At 61.0% G+C, this 17,161-nt stretch carries 15 protein-coding genes; 10 read left to right on the top strand and 5 right to left on the bottom strand.

The genetic code is table 11. The features are described from left to right. Positions 1-156: 156 nt before the first annotated feature. The 7 genes from AC3WOG_RS37485 (at position 157) to AC3WOG_RS37455 (ending at position 6,228) form a co-directional block, all read left to right on the top strand. Positions 157-927, top strand: coding sequence for an enoyl-CoA hydratase/isomerase family protein (locus AC3WOG_RS37485; protein ID WP_492582873.1), 771 nt, complete (start codon positions 157-159; stop codon positions 925-927). A 90-nt stretch (positions 928-1,017) separates the two neighbouring features. After that, positions 1,018-2,184, top strand: coding sequence for an acyl-CoA dehydrogenase family protein (locus tag AC3WOG_RS37480; protein WP_492582872.1), 1,167 nt, complete (start codon positions 1,018-1,020; stop codon positions 2,182-2,184). A gap of 9 nt (positions 2,185-2,193) precedes the next feature. After that, positions 2,194-3,069 carry a 3-hydroxyacyl-CoA dehydrogenase family protein gene (locus tag AC3WOG_RS37475; protein ID WP_492582871.1) on the top strand — a complete coding sequence of 292 codons (876 nt, stop codon included), beginning with the start codon at positions 2,194-2,196 and terminating at the stop codon, positions 3,067-3,069. A gap of 2 nt (positions 3,070-3,071) precedes the next feature. Continuing rightward, a complete protein-coding gene (locus AC3WOG_RS37470) occupies positions 3,072-3,752 on the top strand; it encodes a 3-hydroxyacyl-CoA dehydrogenase family protein (RefSeq protein ID WP_492582870.1) in 681 nt (226 codons plus the stop codon). Positions 3,753-3,754: 2 nt separating this feature from the next. Then, entirely contained in the window at positions 3,755-4,864 is a 1,110-nt protein-coding gene (locus AC3WOG_RS37465; protein WP_492582869.1) for a CaiB/BaiF CoA transferase family protein, read from the top strand. Between the two features lie 11 nt (positions 4,865-4,875). Continuing rightward, a complete protein-coding gene (locus tag AC3WOG_RS37460; RefSeq protein ID WP_492582868.1) occupies positions 4,876-5,352 on the top strand; it encodes a MaoC/PaaZ C-terminal domain-containing protein in 477 nt (158 codons plus the stop codon). A 30-nt stretch (positions 5,353-5,382) separates the two neighbouring features. After that, positions 5,383-6,228 carry an oxidoreductase gene (locus AC3WOG_RS37455; RefSeq protein WP_492582867.1) on the top strand — a complete coding sequence of 282 codons (846 nt, stop codon included), beginning with the start codon at positions 5,383-5,385 and terminating at the stop codon, positions 6,226-6,228. 97 nt (positions 6,229-6,325) lie between these two features. On the opposite strand, the gene AC3WOG_RS37450 is transcribed toward AC3WOG_RS37455, so the two are convergent. From AC3WOG_RS37450 to AC3WOG_RS37440, 3 genes are all read right to left on the bottom strand, one after another. Next, complete coding sequence (locus AC3WOG_RS37450) at positions 6,326-7,069, bottom strand: SDR family NAD(P)-dependent oxidoreductase (RefSeq protein WP_492582866.1); 744 nt, start codon at positions 7,067-7,069, stop codon at positions 6,326-6,328. A 110-nt stretch (positions 7,070-7,179) separates the two neighbouring features. Beyond that, positions 7,180-8,853: a class I adenylate-forming enzyme family protein gene (locus AC3WOG_RS37445; protein WP_492582865.1), complete on the bottom strand. Its 1,674-nt coding sequence runs from the start codon at positions 8,851-8,853 to the stop codon at positions 7,180-7,182. A gap of 25 nt (positions 8,854-8,878) precedes the next feature. Next, the gene (locus tag AC3WOG_RS37440) at positions 8,879-9,658 is read right to left on the bottom strand and encodes an enoyl-CoA hydratase-related protein (protein ID WP_492582864.1); all 780 of its coding nucleotides are present in this window, start codon (positions 9,656-9,658) and stop codon (positions 8,879-8,881) included. A gap of 344 nt (positions 9,659-10,002) precedes the next feature. Here AC3WOG_RS37440 and AC3WOG_RS37435 point away from each other — a divergent pair, with 344 nt between their 5' ends. Continuing rightward, the gene (locus tag AC3WOG_RS37435; protein WP_492582863.1) at positions 10,003-11,721 is read left to right on the top strand and encodes a sigma-54 interaction domain-containing protein; all 1,719 of its coding nucleotides are present in this window, start codon (positions 10,003-10,005) and stop codon (positions 11,719-11,721) included. A gap of 103 nt (positions 11,722-11,824) precedes the next feature. Here AC3WOG_RS37435 and AC3WOG_RS37430 read toward each other — a convergent pair whose 3' ends face one another. Next, positions 11,825-12,619: an enoyl-CoA hydratase/isomerase family protein gene (locus AC3WOG_RS37430; protein WP_492582862.1), complete on the bottom strand. Its 795-nt coding sequence runs from the start codon at positions 12,617-12,619 to the stop codon at positions 11,825-11,827. A gap of 287 nt (positions 12,620-12,906) precedes the next feature. Between AC3WOG_RS37430 and AC3WOG_RS37425 the strand changes: the two genes are divergently transcribed. Continuing rightward, a complete protein-coding gene (locus tag AC3WOG_RS37425) occupies positions 12,907-13,686 on the top strand; it encodes an SDR family oxidoreductase (RefSeq protein ID WP_492582861.1) in 780 nt (259 codons plus the stop codon). A 130-nt stretch (positions 13,687-13,816) separates the two neighbouring features. Here AC3WOG_RS37425 and AC3WOG_RS37420 read toward each other — a convergent pair whose 3' ends face one another. Beyond that, the gene (locus AC3WOG_RS37420) at positions 13,817-15,046 is read right to left on the bottom strand and encodes a CaiB/BaiF CoA transferase family protein (RefSeq protein WP_492582860.1); all 1,230 of its coding nucleotides are present in this window, start codon (positions 15,044-15,046) and stop codon (positions 13,817-13,819) included. A gap of 571 nt (positions 15,047-15,617) precedes the next feature. On the opposite strand from AC3WOG_RS37420, the gene AC3WOG_RS37415 reads away from it, so the two are divergent. After that, positions 15,618-17,141 carry a 3-hydroxyacyl-CoA dehydrogenase gene (locus AC3WOG_RS37415; RefSeq protein ID WP_492582859.1) on the top strand — a complete coding sequence of 508 codons (1,524 nt, stop codon included), beginning with the start codon at positions 15,618-15,620 and terminating at the stop codon, positions 17,139-17,141. The last annotated feature ends 20 nt before the right edge of the window (positions 17,142-17,161 follow it).

Below are 17,161 nucleotides of genomic sequence, written 5' to 3'. Positions count from 1 at the left end.
TCGCAGCAACATAAAGTGTATTCGCCGAAGACAGCGTTGAATTCGCCCGATCGGCCTCACCCTTCAAATCACGCGTCGCCGTGGAAACCAAAAAAATGGCGCAGTCCTTGCTTAACTAATGTTCCCGAGTTTAGAAGTCCTGCTGGAGACAAAAACATGCCAATTCAGACGAGTGTCGACGGACCGATTGCCTACGTCACGTTGAATCGCCCAGAGGCGCTCAATGCCCTGAGCTTCTCGCTGCTACAGGACCTGTCCGACGCATTCGATCAGGTCGCGAAGTCGGATGCGCGAGCACTCGTTATCACGGGTCGCGGCGACAAGGCCTTTTGTGCCGGCGCCGACATCACGGAATTGATGGATCGAGATCTCGTTGCCGAGCGCGATGGTGCGCTCTTCGGCCAGGCGGTGTTCGCGAGGCTTGACCGATTGCACATTCCGTCCATCGCCGTGATTCACGGTTACGCATTCGGGGCCGGCCTCGAATTGGCAATGGCGTGCACGTTCCGCATTGCCACCGCCCGCGCCAAAGTCGGGCTGCCGGAGATCAAGCTGGGCCTGATTCCGGGCTATGGCGGTACGCAGCGATTGCCGCGGTTGGTCGGGCCCGCCAAGGCGCTCGACATCATCATGTCGGGCCGAACGGTCGGCGCTGAAGAGGCGGAGCGTATCGGCCTCGTCAACGCGATCGTCGAGGGCGGCGATCCCCAGGTGCTAGGTGCGCAGTACGCCGAGCAGTACACGGGCTTCAGTCTGTGCGCGTCCGCCCTCGCGCGCGACGCCGTGCGCCGCGCAATGGACGTCGATCTCGGCGAAGGCTTGCGCATCGAGGCGGATCTTTCCACGCTCGCTTATCGCACCGCCGATGCGGCGGAGGGAATGCGCGCCTTCGTCGAAAAGCGCTCTGCGAAATTCAAGGACGTTTGACGTTCGCAACGTGACCGCACCCCGAGGTTGTAAAAGCGCAGCGGGTTGTATTGACTGTGGCCGCAAGGTCTCAATGACACCGGAAATGCAATGAACGTACTGGAAAGAATCGACCTGGGTATTCAACTCAGCGACGACGAAAAGATGATCGTCGACAGCGTGAGAACACTCGCGCGTGAACAGATCGGACCGCGTGCGGCGGAATACGATCGCACTGGCACCTTTCCGCAGGCGAACATCGACGCGATCAACTCGCTCGGCCTCAACGCGATGTTTGTGCCAGAAGAGTATGGCGGCGCGAAGTTGTCGTTTACCTGCTATGCGCTGTGTGTGCGAGAGATCTCGAAAGCGTGCGCCTCGACCGGCATCATCTGGGCGACCAATTTTCACGCGATCAAACCGCTGATCGAATACGGCAGCGCGACCAGCAAACAGCGGTTCCTGCCGGCGGTCGCCGGAGGCGCGCTTGCATCGTTGGCGATCACGGAACCCGGCGCGGGCTCGGATGCCACCGGTATGCAAACGACATTCCGCGAAGAAGGCGACCACATCGTGATCAACGGGGGGAAGACGTTCATCACGAACGGCGACGTCGCCGACCTTTACCTGCTTTTCGGCAAGTGGGCGGGGATTGACGATCCGAAGCGCGCGATCTCGGTGTTGATTCTCGAGAAAGGGACGCCCGGACTCACGGTACTCGGGACCGAGCACAAAATGGGTACTCGTGCCTCCGGCACGGCGGCGCTCGCATTTGACAACTGCCGTGTGCCGCGCGCAAACCTGGTGGGCGAGCCGGGCGATGGCTTGCGCATTCTGCTCGGCTCGCTGAACCGGTCGCGGCCGAGCGTCGCAGCGCACGCACTCGGCATCGCGCGCGCGGCCTTTGAAGACGCGACCGACTATATCAACGAGCGCAAACAGTCGGGTCGCAAGATCATCGAGTTTCAGGGTATCCAATTCATGCTGGCTGATCTAGCCGCAGAACTCGCGCTGTGCGAGTCATGGCTATGGCGCGTGTCCTCGATGATCGACGCGGGCGAGACCGACTTCGGCATAGAAGCGTCGATGCTGAAGATGCGGGCCTCGGACGCTGCCATGCGCATTACCACCGACGCCGTGCAATTGCTCGGCGGCTATGGCTACTGCGCCGATTACCGTGTCGAGCGGCTGATGCGTGACGCGAAGATCACGCAGATCTGGGAGGGAACCAATCAGGTTCACCGCCAGTTGATCGGACGAAGCTTCATTCAGAAATAGGAGACGCATATGACGCAAATCAGAACAGTCGGCGTGGCCGGCAGCGGCACGATGGGTTGCGGCATTGCCATCGTCGCCGCGCGTGCCGGCTTCGTGACGCGCGTGTACGACACGCGGCAGGACGCACTCGAGCGCGCCCGCAAGCAGACCGAAGCCTTCCTGAACAAGTCGGCCGAGCGCGGCAAGATTCCCGCCGATGCCGTGCCTGAAATCATGTCGCGCTGGCACGGCACGACCAAGCTCGATGATCTGGCGGATTGCGATGTCGTGATCGAAGCGGTGTTCGAAGATCTCGAAGTCAAGCATCAACTGTTCAGCGCACTGGACAAAATCTGTCCGACGCAGACGCTATTTGCGTCGAACACCTCGACGATCTCCATTACTGAAATCGCCGGCGGTTCAGGACGGGCGGACCGTTTCGTGGGCATGCATTTCTGCCTGCCCGCGCAATTGATGAAGCTTATCGAAATGTCGCCGGGACTAAACACCAGCGAAGAGACGTTCGAGCGCGCGTGGGCGTTCGCCGAGGCGCTCGGCCAACGTCCTGTCAAAACGCAGGATACGCCGGGTTTCATCCTCAACTACTTCCTGATCCCGTTCAACAACGACGCGATCCGGCTCGTGGAGCAGGGCGTGGCCGAGGCGGCGGATATCGACAAGGCAATCAAAACGGCACTGGGCTATCCAATGGGGCCGATGCAACTGCTCGATCTGGTCGGCATGGACACGCAGCGCCTCTTGTGTGAAGCCATGCATGGACTGACGCACGAACCCCGTGCGGCCTGTCCGCCGCTGGTTCGCAGAATGATCGCTGCTGGCTGGCTGGGCAAGAAAACCGGCCGTGGCTTCCACACCTACGACAACACGAAGATGTTCGGAGCATGACGATGACTTATCGAATCATTCGGAAGGGTGAAAGCCGCTCGTTTGAGGAAGGTCATGCCTTCCTGGATGCCGCGCGTGACGCAGCATCGGCGCGGGTGTATCTCGGTGAAAAAGCTGGCGCAGCCTTTGCCGAGGAGGTGCGGAGCGGTTGGCGCGCGGCGGAAGTGCCGTTCGTCGCGATCGAACTGGGGATGGAATGCCTCGCCGAGTACACCGACGATTCGGCGCGAGCCGATCTCGAAGGCGGTGCAGCGCCGAATGTCTTCGGGTTTGCCCGCTTCAAACTCGGTGATGCCGCGCCCACCAATCTGATCGAACTGGTCAAGCCGGCACAGGCGGACAGCGCCGCGCTGGAACAGGCCAAAGCGACATTCGAAGCGGCCGGTCTTGCAGTGGCGGTCTGCGGCGACTTTCCTGGGCGGATCGTTGACCGGCTCGTTCGGCCCTACTACAACGCGGCGTTGCGCCGCCTCGACGAAAAGCTGGCGAGCGCTGCCGATATGGATATGACGCTTCGCCTCGGTCTCGGCTACCCGGAGGGGCCGATTGCATTGCTCGAGCGTACTGGCCTGCAGTATCACTATGAAGTCACGCAGTCGCTTTACGAGGCGCTCGGCGACAGTGCTTATGCGCCGGCTCGCCGCGCGCAGGTGGCGTATCGCCGTGCCCGGGACGGGGAGTAACAATGCAACCGCTGCGCGGTGTAAAAGTGGTCGACCTGAGCACTCTCCTGCCTGGACCCTTATGTACGCTACTACTGGCTGAAGCGGGCGCGGACATCATCAAGATCGAGCGGCCCGCGGGCGATGAAATGCGCAGTTACGAGCCGAAATCCGGCGCGGACAGCGTGAATTTCGGGCTTTTGAATCGCGGCAAAAAATCGGTCGCGCTCGACTTGAAGCGTACGGCTGATCGGGAGGCCGCGCTTGCGCTCATCGACGAGGCGGACATCGTGGTCGAGCAGTTTCGGCCCGGTGTGATGAGCCGGCTCGGTCTGGACTACGACTCGGTTTCAGCGCGCAATCCGCGGCTCGTTTACTGTTCGATCACCGGCTATGGTCAGAGCGGACCGAAGTCAGGTACAGCGGCCCACGATCTGAATTACCTGGCTGAGACAGGCATGCTGGGGCTGTCCGCCGATAGCAACGGTGCGCCCGTGCTCCCTCCCGCCTTGATCGCGGACATAGCGGGCGGTACCTATCCGGCCATCATGAACATCTTGTTGGCGCTCAGGCAGCGCGATCAGACCGGCCACGGCTGTCATCTGGACATATCGATGGCCGATAACCTGTTCACGTTCATGTACTGGGCGCTCGGCAATGGCTGGACCGGCAATGGCTGGCCCGTACCGGGCGGCGAACTCGTGACTGGCGGCACAGCGCGCTATCGGGTGTACCGGACTCTCGATGAGCAATATCTTGCGGCCGCGCCGCTCGAAGAGAAGTTCTGGCAAAACTTTACACAGGTGATTGGCGCGCCGGATCTGGCGGCCTCGGACGGGCTGAATCCCGAGATTCAGAAGCAGGTTGCCGCAGTGATTGCAAGTCAACCTGCGAGGGTATGGGTCGAACGCTTCGCGGGTGTGGACGCTTGTACGGTTCGCGTGGTCAGTCTCGAGCAGGCCGTGGCCGATCCACACTTCGTACAGCGAGGCTTATTTGAGCACAAGGTCCGGCTTTCGAGCGGCGATGTCATCAGCGCACTGCCTGTTCCGTTAGCTGAAGCTTTTCGTGACACAGAGAAACTCAAGGGGACACCGCTGCTCGACAGCGGACCGCCAACGTTCATCTATTAAGGAGGAGCGCGATGTCTTCAGGCAGGCGAGGGCTTTATTGGGAAGACTTCGAGATCGGCAAGGTTTTTCAGACGCCGGCTCGCACAATTACGTCGACGGATATCGTCAATTTTGCCTGTCTGACAGGCGACTTTAACGAAGTCCACACTAATTGGGAATACTGCAAGACCACACCGTTCGGCGAGCCGATTGCCCACGGGCCGCTGGTCTACGGGATCATCGGCGGTTTGCAGTATGCAAGCGGCATCAACGACGGGACGCTGCTTGCGCTGCTGCAGATCGACAAGTGGCGCATGCTCGTTCCGGTCAAGCACGGCGACACGTTGCATGGCGAAGCCAAAGTGATCGAGCGCAAGGAGTCGAGCAAACCGGACCGCGGCACGGTCAAAATGGAGCGGCGCTTCGTGCGGCACGACGGCACGGTCGTCCAGGAAATGGAGGTGACGATTCTGTACAAAAGGCGGCCGCCGGAAGAAGCCGCCGCATAACGTTCCGCAATCAGATCGGGAGGATACGTAATGACGAATAGGATACCGCGCACTTGGTTAATAACGGGCGCAGACAAAGGACTCGGCTTCGCTACTGCGAAAGCCGCGCTGGAACAGGGTGACCAGGTGGTCGTGACAGTATTTGCCCCGGACGGTAGTCACGGTCTGTCTCAGGACTATCCCGACCGCTTGCGGGCGTTGCATCTCGACGCACGGGATCACGCGCGTTTTGACGACGTGGTTGCGCAGGCTGACCAGGCGTTCGGCGGTATCGACGTGCTCGTCAATAACGCGGGTTACGGCCTTCTCGCCGTCGCGGAAGCAACACCCGCGGACAAATATCGCAACATGTTTGAGATCAACTTCTTCGGACTCGCCGAAATGACGAGAGCGGTGCTCCCGGTGATGCGCCGTCGGCGATCGGGGCACATTGTCAACCTGTCGTCGAAGGCGGGATTCGGTGCATCGGCGGGCTTCGCGTTTTACAGTGCATCCAAGTTCGCGGTGGAGGGGTATTCGGAAGCGCTGGCGATGGAAGTCAAACACCTCGGCATTCATGTGACAATCGTTGAACCAGGTGGGTTCCGCAGCGATTTTGCCGGGCCGTCACTCGTAAGCGCGAAGAACGAAGATCCGGATTATGCGGAAACCAATCGCATGATCAACGACTACGTCGAGCAGCGCCACGGCAAACAGCAAAACGATCCCGCGAAATTCGGCCCCGCTTTGTGCCGTCTGGTCGATGCGAAAGAACCGCCGTTGCGGCTGCCGCTCGGCGAAGACAGCCTGCAATTCATTCGCGACGATATCCGCGCCATTTCAACCGAGCTGGATCGCTGGGAGGATCTTTCCCGGTCAACTGCAGTCGACGCATAGGGATCGCGTTAAGCTGAACGGCCCTTACCGCCTTTGAACGAGGCAGTAAGGGCCGTGGCTTTTGGTGTGCGGGGTGGCTGAAACGTTTGCACAATGCTCAGTGAGCAATCCCTTGGCCGCCGTCTACATAAATGGTCTCGCCCGTGAGGAAACTGCAGGCTGGGGCAAACAGCATCGCCACCAGCGATCCCACTTCAGCGGCCGAGCCCGGGCGCCCCCGTGGAATGCGTTTCTCGAGGTACGCCATGAGGGGGCCCGCGGCGATTGAATCCGCATTCAAATCTGTCTGGATATAGCCGGGCGCCACGTTCATCACCCGGATGCCCTTGTTGCCCCATTCGACGGCGAGGCAGCGCGTGATCGCACCGACAGCGGCCTTGCTTGCGCAATAAGCAAGGTTGCGTTTCACACCGAGCTTGTCAAAGAACGAGCCAATATTGACGATCAATCCGCCGCCCGCCGCAACCAGATGCGGGTAGACCTTCTGGCAGGCTGTCACCACCGAGGTAGCGTTCATGTCCATCACGCGGTGCCACTGTTCGAGCGCTAGCTCGGCGGAAGGTGCGTCGATATGCAAGCCCGCGTTATTGACGAGACCCGAGATGCGCCAGCCTTGTTCGGCGAGGTCGCTAAATACCCTCGACAGAGCTTCGGGCTGTGTGACGTCGGCCGGACGTGCAATCAGGCGTGAAGCCACGTCGCCGGTCGTGCTCTCGAACTCGGGCAGTGCGCCGGAACGCGACAGGCAGACGACATGGTGACCCTGCTCGGAGAGCGAGAGCGCGATGGCCGCGCCAATACCTTTGCTTGCTCCTGTCACTACAATACATTCGCGTTTCATTCGGCCCCCTCAGGGCGATGTAGATAGGTCAGCAGGGAACGATGGCTTGTGCAAAGGCCCCGGGAGATCGTGAGGCGATTCAGTGTTTTCATTATCTCGATCCTCGTCGGTCAGGCCGCCTTATAGCGAACAGGCATAGGTTGCAATTGCCCGTTCTCGACTTGCAACATCAGCTCGCGCTTGAGAATCTTTCCGCTGGCTGTGAGTGGAAAGGCCGGTAGCGCCAGAAAGTACTCGGGCATGTCGAACTTGGAGAGTCCTTCTCGCGCGAGATGTGCCAGGATTTCATCCGCGTCCGGTGTCACGCCGTTGCATATGATGGCAAGGCACACCTTCTCTCCCAGACGCGGATCGGCAACGCCGAATGCCGCGGCTTTTTTGATGGCAGGGTGGCGGTGAGCATACTCTTCGATGTGGCCCGGATGAATGTTGTGACCCCCACGTATGATTAGATCCTTCTTGCGGCCTACGATCTCGAGGTTGCCCGCATCGTCGAAACGGCCGAGATCGCCGCTCATGAACCAGCCGCTGCTGTTGAAAGAGGTCTCCGTCGCTGTCTGGTTGTTGAAGTAGCCGAGCATCAGCAGCCCACCGCGTCCGCCAATCTCTCCGACCTCGCCGGGCGCCGCCTCGAGGTCCGGGCTATCAGGCTGCCACAACCGGATCTCATAGCCGAAGCACGATTTGCCGCAGGTGCCGGTAATGGTTTCGACGGTGGCGGTCGGCTTCGTGTACTGGTGTGAGCCGTTCTCCGTCATGCCATAGACATTCTGAGGCTTCGCTCCCAACGCCAGCAGCGTGCGCGCCGTCTCGGTCGGAATGAGACTCCCGGCCATGTAGAAAACCTTGACCGCACCCAGCCGTGTGGCGCAGCGCTTCTCGGCTTCCTGCAGCAGATCCATCGCATGGGTGGGCACGCCCATGACGTAGGTTGCACCGGTCTGTTCGATCCAGTCGAACGCCGTCACGCCTGCCGAAGGGTCGAACATCACAAGTTCGCAACCTGCGACGAGCACCTGTTCGAGGCCGACCGTGGCGACGTGATGGCTCATCGGGCTGAGCGTCAGCAACACCGTATTCTCATCCTGGCCCCAGTCGGCGACCAGCGCGCGGCCATTTGCGAGCAGCGTGTTGTCGCTGTGCATCACGCCTTTCGGCGTGCCGGTCGTGCCGCTCGTGAACGCAAGGTACACCACCTGGTCCGGGTTGGTGCTCGGCGGCGGCAGCGGGATTCGCGATCCCTGGCCGGGATAAGGCATGGGATGGATGCCGCCCGCAGGCAACTGGACGTCTTCAGCATGCAGCGGCGGCAAAGCGTAGACGCGCTTCATGTGCGCGAGGTCGGTCGCGCGCGCGAAGATGTTCGCGGTATTGGCGTCGGCGCCCCAGCCCGGCTGTGCGAAGAGCGCGCGGCAATCGATACGTCCCAGCATCGTGACGATGTCCATCACGGTGTAGTTCTGGTGCAGCGAGGGGTTGCAGACATAGCCATTGCGCGAGCACGCCAGCATGATGACCACGGTTTCGATCCGGTTTGGCAACCAGATCGAAACCCGGTCGCCGCCACGCAGGCCGCTGTCGTGAAGATCGGCAGCCACCGCGTCGGCCCACGCGACGAGCGCACTCCAGGTCAGCCGCCGCGAGCCGTCACGCACGGCGTAGGCACTGCCTCGCTCGGCCGCATGACGCCTCGCGAGGGAATACATAGTGTCGTTCTGCCAGATCCCTTTGAGATAGTGCCGTCGCGCGGCTGCCGGATCATGCAGGGTAAGAAGATGCGACATGGTGGGAACTCCGAAGTCTCGCGATTCAATGACCGAAGCGATCGGCGTCGGGACTGCGGCGCTCGGCGAAGGCTGCCGCGAGTTCGGCGTGTTCGTCCGTCTCGAGGTAGCCTCGCAGCAAAAGGTCGTGCGCCATGCGCGAAAGCCCTGACACGCCACCGTGTCGCGCATTGAATGCTGCCTTGATTGATGCGAGTGCAAAGGCGCCGCGCTCGGCGATTTCCAGTGCAAACTTGCGAGTGGCCTCCGGCAATTCCGCATCCGGCACCACCTGGTTGACGAGTCCCCACTCCAGCGCTTCGCGGGCGCTCAGTTTCGGGTTGCGATACCACATTTCTTTGGCGCGCTTTTTCCCCACGAGGTCTTCCAGATACCAGGTGCCGTAGCCGGCGTCGAAGCTGCCCACCATCGGGCCGACCTGGCGGAACACGGCGCTTTCCTTCGCGATTGTGATGTCGCAGACCATCTGGAGCACATTGCCGCCGCCGACGGCATACCCGTTGACCGACGCGATCACTGGCTTTTGCAACCTGTCGATGCTCTCGTACATTTCGAGCGTCGGCAGTACTCCGGCATAGAGCAACGAGTCCTCCATCCCTTCCTTGCGGCCACCCGTACAGAAGAACTTGTCGCCGGCGCCGGTAAGCACGATCACGCGGGTACGCGTTTCGCGTCGGATCTCGTTGATGCAGTCACGAATTTCATGGCACATGCGCGCTGTGAACATGTTGCCGTCCTGAGGACGGTTCAGCGTGATGAAGCCAATGGGCCCCTCTTCGTGATAAATGATTTCCTCGAACTGCATCGATATCTCCTCCGTTAAGATGGTTCAGGTGCGGTAGCAGGTCGGCTTCAGGACAAGACCGCACGATGCCCTCCCTTCTGCAAGGTGCATGCCATTCGCGTCAACGCGGGGTTTTGTCGGTGCTTACCCTCACTTCTTCCACACGCTGTCCGTTGGACCATCGCCCTAGCCCCCGACTGGCGGGGTTGCGGTCAGCCAAACTGAATGATTCATGAGCGAGAAAGATAAGTCCTAGCGGAAATCGGGGGTAATTCGGAGCTTTCAGGGTGATAGGCTTGTGTCCACGGCGAGTACAGATCAATCAGCCAAAAACACCGATGCTCGCGGTGCAGACACAGGAACAAATGATGGAGACACGAGAACTGGTTCGGCAACGCGCATCGGCTGCGACACTCCGGGGCGTATTGATTCTGACGGCCGACGGAAAGGAATTGATTGCCAGTGGTATTGTCGAGCAGCGCGAGATGGCCACGCGCATCATTGCCGGCTGGCACGAGGCGCGACGCCGCGAGCGGCGGCTCTTTTCTGTGGAAGGCCCTGACGCTTCGCCCGTCGTGGTCGTCGTCCTGCCGGCCACCGATGCAACCATTCTGATTGCGATGGTTCGCGAAGGTCGCGACGCGCTTTTTGAGTTCGTCGGTTCGGTGGATTTCGCGAGCGATATTCTGGCGCACTTCCTAACGAACCCGTTCGAGGCGCTCACGGTCGTCGATCGTGACGGCATCCTGCGATATATGAGTCCCGTCCACGAACGCTTTTTTGGCATGAAAGCGGGTAGCGGAATCGGCCGCCCGGTGACCGAAGTGATCGAGAACACTCAACTGCATCAGGTCGCGGCTTCCGGAAAAGCGGAGATCGGCTCGTTGCAGGAAATGCGTGGCGTGACACGCGTCGTGACGAGACATCCGATCATGAATGGCCGTGGCGAGACGGTGGGCGCGATTGGCCAGGTGATGTTCAAAGGCCCTGAGCAACTGCAGGCGTTTTCGACCGAACTCGCCAAGCTCAAATCCGAAGTGGCGTATTACCGGCGCGAACTTAAGGATCTGAAAACCCGTAGCTATGGTCTCGATCAAATCGTCGGCGAAAGTCTCACAATGCAGCGCCTGAAACAGCAGATCATCAAGGTCGCGCCGCTCGACGTACCCGTCCTACTCACGGGTGAGAGTGGGACCGGCAAGGAAATGGCGGCTCATGCAATTCATAAACTGAGCGGCCGGCGCGACGCCAACCTCGTCATGGTCAATGCTGCCGCGCTTCCGTCCACGCTGGTTGAGAGTGAGCTTTTCGGTTACGAAGGCGGTTCGTTTACCGGTGCGGAGCGCAAAGGCCGGCGCGGTCAGATCGAACAGGCGGACGCCGGCAGCCTCTTCTTCGACGAAGTGGGTGACATGCCTGCCGAAGTCCAGGTGAAACTATTGCGTGTGCTACAGGACGGCTCATTCCAGCGGGTCGGTGGAAGCGAGCAGCGGCACTCCAATTTCCGGCTGATCAGCGCAAGCAATCGCAATTTCGAGGCGATGATCGACGACGGCACGTTCCGGCTCGATCTGTTCTACCGGATCGGCGCCGTGGTCATCCGCATGCCAGCTCTGCGTGAACGTCTCGACGATATTCCGTTGCTCGCGGATCTCGCGCTGAACCATTTTGCGGAGCGGCATGGCCATCAACCTAAACGCCTTTCGGACGAAGCAATCGAATTTTTACAGACTCAGTCGTGGCCGGGCAATGTGCGGCAACTTATGCACACCGTGGAACGCGCGGCCATTTTCAGCGAGTCGGATGTGATTGGCACGGCGGACTTCGGGCTGCTCGAGTCGGCGTCTGTCGAATTGTCGACGATGATGCCCACGCGGAGTTTTGTCAGCCACGACCGGATCGCGGCACCCGCCGCCATGCCGGAATCCCTGAATGTCAGCAGTGCGGTGGAGCAGGTCGAAGAACAGATGATCCGCAAGGCGATGACACAGTACGACGGCAACAAGAAGCGCGTGGCGACCAGTCTCGGCATCTCGCGATCCTATCTGTACAAGCGTCTCGCGCAGATGGGTCTCGGCGTCTGAGCGCACACACACATCGTTGCGCGAGACGAATGGGACGGGCGACTCGACGGTCAATTTACGATACCGCCCAGATCGCTCGTCGGTTTTCTCAGACGCGCGCCGCTTACTTCCCGGCTGCCGCATGCACGAAGTCAGGCCGGCGGTTTTCCAGCGCCGCGTCTAGCCCCTCGCGGAATTCCGGACTGGACATGGCCAATGCCTGGCCGAGACCCTCGAAGGCAAACATATCGTGAAGGGACGTCTCGAAGCTTCGCGCCATCAGTGTCTTGGCAAGCCCCATGACTTCTGCGGGCCCTTCGGCGAGTCGCACCGCCCGTTCGAGTCCTACCGACTCAACTTCGTCGTCCGGCACGACCTTGGCGACGAGTCCAAGTTCCAGTGCTTCCTGTGCCGATATCGTCGCGCCACTGAACAGCAGGTTCTTCGCGCGCGCCATGCCGATCAGACGAGGTAGGTGATACATGGTGCCGATATCCGGCAGCGCGCCGATCCGGAAGAAGCCGGTGATGAATTTGGCGCCTTCACCGGCAATCAGCACGTCGCCCGTCAGCGCGAGGCCCATCCCGCCTCCGACGGCGGCGCCGCGAATGCCGACGACCACGGGCTTATCCAGCGTGATGAGCGGCGTCAACCAGCGGCTGAGATTGCGGAAGCGGCGATGCACGGGCCACGGATCGCACGCCGTTTTCAGCATCTTCAGATCGCCGCCGGAGCAGAAGGTGGGGCCATCGGCCGTGAGAAAAACCGAGCGTACGGACCGATCGTTTTCAGCACGTTCGATTGCGTCGCCAAGCTGTTCCCGAAGCTCGCTCGTGAGGGAATTGCGGTTCTCCGGACTGCACAGTCTGATCACGAGCACAGGCCCCTCGGTCGTTGCGCTCACCAGTCGTTTTGTCATCGATCGCTCCTTGAATGTCTCTCATTGATAGACCCCGCTTTATGCAACTGCCATGCCAATACATGTCGCGCCTCGGTCACTGGCGCAGGATGGAATAAGTGTTCTCGCCGAAAACAGTCACGTCCACTGGGCAAACACTTCGGTCGCTCGGCGCGCGCACGGAATAATGAGCCCGCATACGAATGGCTGCATTCGCATCAATCGGCACGGACCTTGCCTTGGTGAATGAGGACCAGGGTCGCCACGGCGGCGTCCCAAGGACGGTTTGAACCAACGGAGAGGACTTGATGTTTACGAATGACACACTGAAGGGGCGCGTCGCGCTTATTACGGGAGGCGGAAGCGGTATTGGGCTGGAAATCGCCACGGCGTACGCGAAGCTGGGTGCATCGTTGATGCTTGTCGGTCGTAACGAGGAGCGTGTTCAGGCCGCTGCACAATCCATTACCGAAGCGGGCGGTATCGCTGTCGCTCGCAAGACGGACGTGCGCAACTACGACGAGGTCAAAGCGACTGTCGAGGCGACAGTGGAGAAATTCGGATCGCTCGATATCCTGGTGAACAATGCCGCAGGCAACTTCGTTTGCCCGACCGCAGAATTGTCGCCCCGAGGCTGGAGTACCGTGATCGACATCGATCTGAATGGTACTTTCCACGGCTGCCACGCAGCGTATCCGCATCTCAGACAATCGAAGCACGGCGGTTCGATTATCAGCATCATCACGATGCTCGGTGTGACCGGCTGGCCGCAAGCCGCGCACGCCGCCGCGGCGAAGGGGGGCATTCTGTCGCTTTCGCGAACGCTTGCGGTCGAGTGGGGCGGCGACGGCATTCGCGTGAACACCATCTCACCGGGTCCGATCGGCGACACGGAAGGCGTACAGCGGATGTACATCGAAAGCGGCCGCGGTGAGCTAGAAGCGAAAAAGACCGCGCTTGGCCGCTTCGGCAAGAAGGAGGACATCGCGAATGCCGCTGTTTATCTCGCGTCGAGTTTGGGATCGTATGTGACTGGCGAGAACCTGATCGTCGACGGTGGCCGCTGGTTGAAGTACGTAGCCTCATAACAGAAGGGCGCTTCCGGTGGCGGCGATACGGCGGTCTTACAAGACCGCCGTATCGCCGCTTTGCTGTCTGCACGTTGAATGTGACGCAAGCAGGAGTCGCGAGCGCGGCCGTCGAGCCGCGCGTGTCGCTTCAGATTACCCCTTCGTGCCGCAGTTTCTCGCGCTCGTCGACGTTCATGTCGAGCCATGTGCGAAGGACGTGGTCGCTGTCTTCGCCGAGGCGAGGCGGCGCCTTGCGGAACGTCTGCGCATTGCCGTCCACATGGATGCCGAGGCCCACTTGCGGAATGCGCACACCGTCGCGTGTGGCCGCATAGAAGAACCCGCGCCGATGCAGTTCCGGATCGGCAGCGACCTCGTCCACCCGGTTGATGGGTCCCGCCGGAATACGTGCCTCCCGGAACACTGCGAGCCAGTAATCACGAGGCTTCGTACCGATGATCGCCTGAATTCTCTCGACGATTTCCGTGCGAAGCTGCCGGCGCTCGCTGTTGCTCGCGTAGCAGGCGTCCTTGCCGATCTGCGGCTCCCCGAGGGCAGCCCAGAAGCGGGCCCAGATTCCGTTGTTGCCGAGACCGATGGTGAGTGGCGCGTCGACGGCCTGGAACACCTGATACACGGCGATGACGCTGTCGCGACCGCCGGAGCGATGCGGGACTTCACCCGAGCCGAGGTAAGGCACGATGCGCGGCGTCATGAAGCGCGTCATGCTCTCGACCATCGACACGTCGATGCAGTGGCCCTCGCCGGTACGATTGCGATCGACAAGTGCTGCGAGCACTGCGAGCGCGGCGTCGGTGCCGGAGAGGAGGTCGGCCGCGGGCGTGCCGATTTTTTGCGGGTCGGTGTGCGCCTCGCCCGTGAGGTCCATCACGCCGCTATAGCCTTCGGCAATCAGGTCGTAGCAAGGCAGTTCACTGCGCTCGCCCTCCAGTCCGAATCCGGAGATGGACGCGTGAATGAGTCGTGGGTTGATGCGACGCAGACTCTCGTTATCGACGCCGAGCTTGCGTTGTACGGAAGCAGTCCGATTGATCACGAGGACATCGGCACCAGCCACCATGCGTTTGAGCACCTCCAGTCCCGCGGGTTTGCGATAGTCCAGCGTCAGACTGTGCTTGTTGCGATTGACGCTGAGGAACCACAGCGACTCGCCATCGAGAAACGGCGGGCCCCAGGCGCGTACGTCGTCGCCCTGACCGGGCTGTTCGATCTTGACGACGGTCGCGCCGAGATCGGCCAGGAGCAACGTGGCGTAAGGGCCGGCCACTGAGGTGGTCAGGTCGATTACGCGCACGCCATCGAGCAGTTTCAAGCGGGCGCCTTCGCGCGGAGGCGGCAGATGGTCGAAGTCGGTCATGGTCTCTGAGTTGGGTTTCTGTCTGGCGGAATCAATGGCAAGTCCCGTGCCATTACTTTCGTCGTGCCCATAAAAACACCCTTCGGAGTGCGGGACGTAGCGGCGCAGCGCCCGCTAGCGTGATGCGACACCATGATGCGTTCAACTCGTGAGAGCACGGCGCTCACGAGTTGAACGCGATCGCCCACCTTGCCCATGTGTATTCGACGAGGCCACCCGCGTTGTCGCGCCACGCACCTGTCCTTTCGATAGACACCCGACGCGCCCCATCGGTGTGTGCAGTGCAGGTGCTCCCTTGAGCACAATGGCCGCCGCTGCGCCCTTCGAAGGAGACCGAAGACGAATACGACCGACGCGAACCAAGTGCATTTGCATATGGCATGCATGTTGCACCTCAAAGCTCCGCCGTTCTGGCGGCCGCGTCGAATTACCTCGATGAAATCCCTTGCGATGAGGGAAGCGATCCCGTCGATAGCGTCGGCGTTCGTCCGTGACGAACCAACACACTTTCATTGAACGGATCAATAGACCTCGCGTGCCATAGGGCGCCCGTGTCATTCAGGAGCAGAGATTGAAAGAGCAAATACAGAGAGTCGGCGTAGTGGGCGCGGGCGCCATGGGAAGGGGCATTGCTCAGGTCTGTGCGTTGGCAGGCTGTAGCGTCCAATTGTTCGACGCCAACGAAGAGGCCGTGTCCGCTGCGGTCGGCCATGTCGGTGACGACCTGCTGAGCGCTGTTGCGCGTGGCAAGCTCTCTCAGGCCGACGCAAACGCGGCTTTGCAAAGGGTGGAGACTGCCCGGGCTCTCGATGATCTGGCAGGTTGCGACATGGTCGTCGAGGCCATCGTCGAGCGACTCGATGCCAAACAGCAATTGCTGCAAAGTCTCGAGGCCGTGGTTGGAGCTGAATGCGTCCTCGCAACCAATACCTCGTCGCTCAGCGTCACCGCGATCGCGGCGGTGTGCGCGAATCCCGGGCGCGTGGCGGGTTGGCACTTCTTTAATCCGGTGCCACGTATGAAGCTGGTGGAAGTGATCGGCGCGCCACGTACCGAACCCGAGGCGGTACGCCTACTCGTCGATCTGTCTGAGCGGGTCGGTCATCGCGCAATCGTCGTGTCGGATTCACCGGGTTTCGTCGTCAATCACGCTGGACGTGCGTTCGTGACAGAAGGGCTCAAGCTCCTCGCCGAGAACACGGCGGACCACGAGGTTCTCGATGCGATCCTTCGATCCTGTGCGGGGTTTCGCATGGGGCCGTTCGAGCTGCTGGATCTGACAGGGCTCGACGTGTCGGTTCCTGTGATGGAGTCGATTCATGCACAGTTCTATGGCGACGACCGCTATCGGCCTGTCACGCTCGCGCGCACGCGTCTGCTTGCCGGGCTGCTCGGCCGGAAGACCGGGCAAGGTTTCTATCGTTATGACGGGAAGGGGGCGAAAGTGGCGACGGTCCGGCCACCTGTGGCAGCCGTGGCACAGCCCGCGGTCTGGTGGCCGGCCAGTGGCGACGAGGCGCTCCCCGAGTCCATCGTTGCGCTATTGAGGGAGTGCCGCCGCGTAGAAACACCGACCGAAGCCGATGTTCTGCTGCTTGCGCCGCTCAAACAGGATCTGTCGTCGACAGTGGCGGAACTGCAGCTGGATGCAGCGAAGGCTGTCGGCATCGATCCAGTGTTCGGCGGCGCAAATGGTGTCACGCTAATGGTCACTCCGGGGACCAGCGCCGCGAGCATCGATGCCGCGCGGTCGATCTTCGCGGCGCAATCTGTCCACACCTTCGTGATTGCAGATTCGCCGGGGTTCGTCGCTCCGCGCGTCGTCGCGTGCATCGTCAACCTGGCGTGCGAAATGGCCCAACAGGGCATTGCATCACCGCAGGATATCGATGCGGCAGTTCGAACCGGTCTCGGCTATCCGGTCGGACCGTTCGAATGGGGCGATCGACTCGATCCGAAGCGTGTGCTAGCGATTCTCGAAGGCTTGTACACCACGTTCGGAGATCAACGCTACCGTCCGTCGCCCTGGCTAGTGCGTCGGGCGAAGCTCGCGTTGTCGCTTGCCACCCCGGATCGTTCGACCACTCTAAGTTAGGCATCGCACCACGGCATGTC

It is taken from the genome of Paraburkholderia sp. FW306-02-B (genome assembly GCF_058782725.1).
The sequence above is the reverse complement of the archived record's forward strand: the minus strand, read 5'-3'. Positions and strand labels throughout refer to the sequence as shown.

Bases quoted from the DNA above. Each gene is read 5' to 3' on its own strand.
- AC3WOG_RS37485 (WP_492582873.1), top strand. From the start codon at position 157: ATGCCAATTCAGACGAGTGTCGACGGACCGATTGCCTACGTCACGTTG.
- AC3WOG_RS37480 (WP_492582872.1), top strand. From the start codon at position 1,018: ATGAACGTACTGGAAAGAATCGACCTGGGTATTCAACTCAGCGACGAC.
- AC3WOG_RS37475 (WP_492582871.1), top strand. From the start codon at position 2,194: ATGACGCAAATCAGAACAGTCGGCGTGGCCGGCAGCGGCACGATGGGT.
- AC3WOG_RS37470 (WP_492582870.1), top strand. From the start codon at position 3,072: ATGACTTATCGAATCATTCGGAAGGGTGAAAGCCGCTCGTTTGAGGAA.
- AC3WOG_RS37465 (WP_492582869.1), top strand. From the start codon at position 3,755: ATGCAACCGCTGCGCGGTGTAAAAGTGGTCGACCTGAGCACTCTCCTG.
- AC3WOG_RS37460 (WP_492582868.1), top strand. From the start codon at position 4,876: ATGTCTTCAGGCAGGCGAGGGCTTTATTGGGAAGACTTCGAGATCGGC.
- AC3WOG_RS37455 (WP_492582867.1), top strand. From the start codon at position 5,383: ATGACGAATAGGATACCGCGCACTTGGTTAATAACGGGCGCAGACAAA.
- AC3WOG_RS37450 (WP_492582866.1), bottom strand. From the start codon at position 7,069: ATGAAACGCGAATGTATTGTAGTGACAGGAGCAAGCAAAGGTATTGGC.
- AC3WOG_RS37445 (WP_492582865.1), bottom strand. From the start codon at position 8,853: ATGTCGCATCTTCTTACCCTGCATGATCCGGCAGCCGCGCGACGGCAC.
- AC3WOG_RS37440 (WP_492582864.1), bottom strand. From the start codon at position 9,658: ATGCAGTTCGAGGAAATCATTTATCACGAAGAGGGGCCCATTGGCTTC.
- AC3WOG_RS37435 (WP_492582863.1), top strand. From the start codon at position 10,003: ATGATGGAGACACGAGAACTGGTTCGGCAACGCGCATCGGCTGCGACA.
- AC3WOG_RS37430 (WP_492582862.1), bottom strand. From the start codon at position 12,619: ATGACAAAACGACTGGTGAGCGCAACGACCGAGGGGCCTGTGCTCGTG.
- AC3WOG_RS37425 (WP_492582861.1), top strand. From the start codon at position 12,907: ATGTTTACGAATGACACACTGAAGGGGCGCGTCGCGCTTATTACGGGA.
- AC3WOG_RS37420 (WP_492582860.1), bottom strand. From the start codon at position 15,046: ATGACCGACTTCGACCATCTGCCGCCTCCGCGCGAAGGCGCCCGCTTG.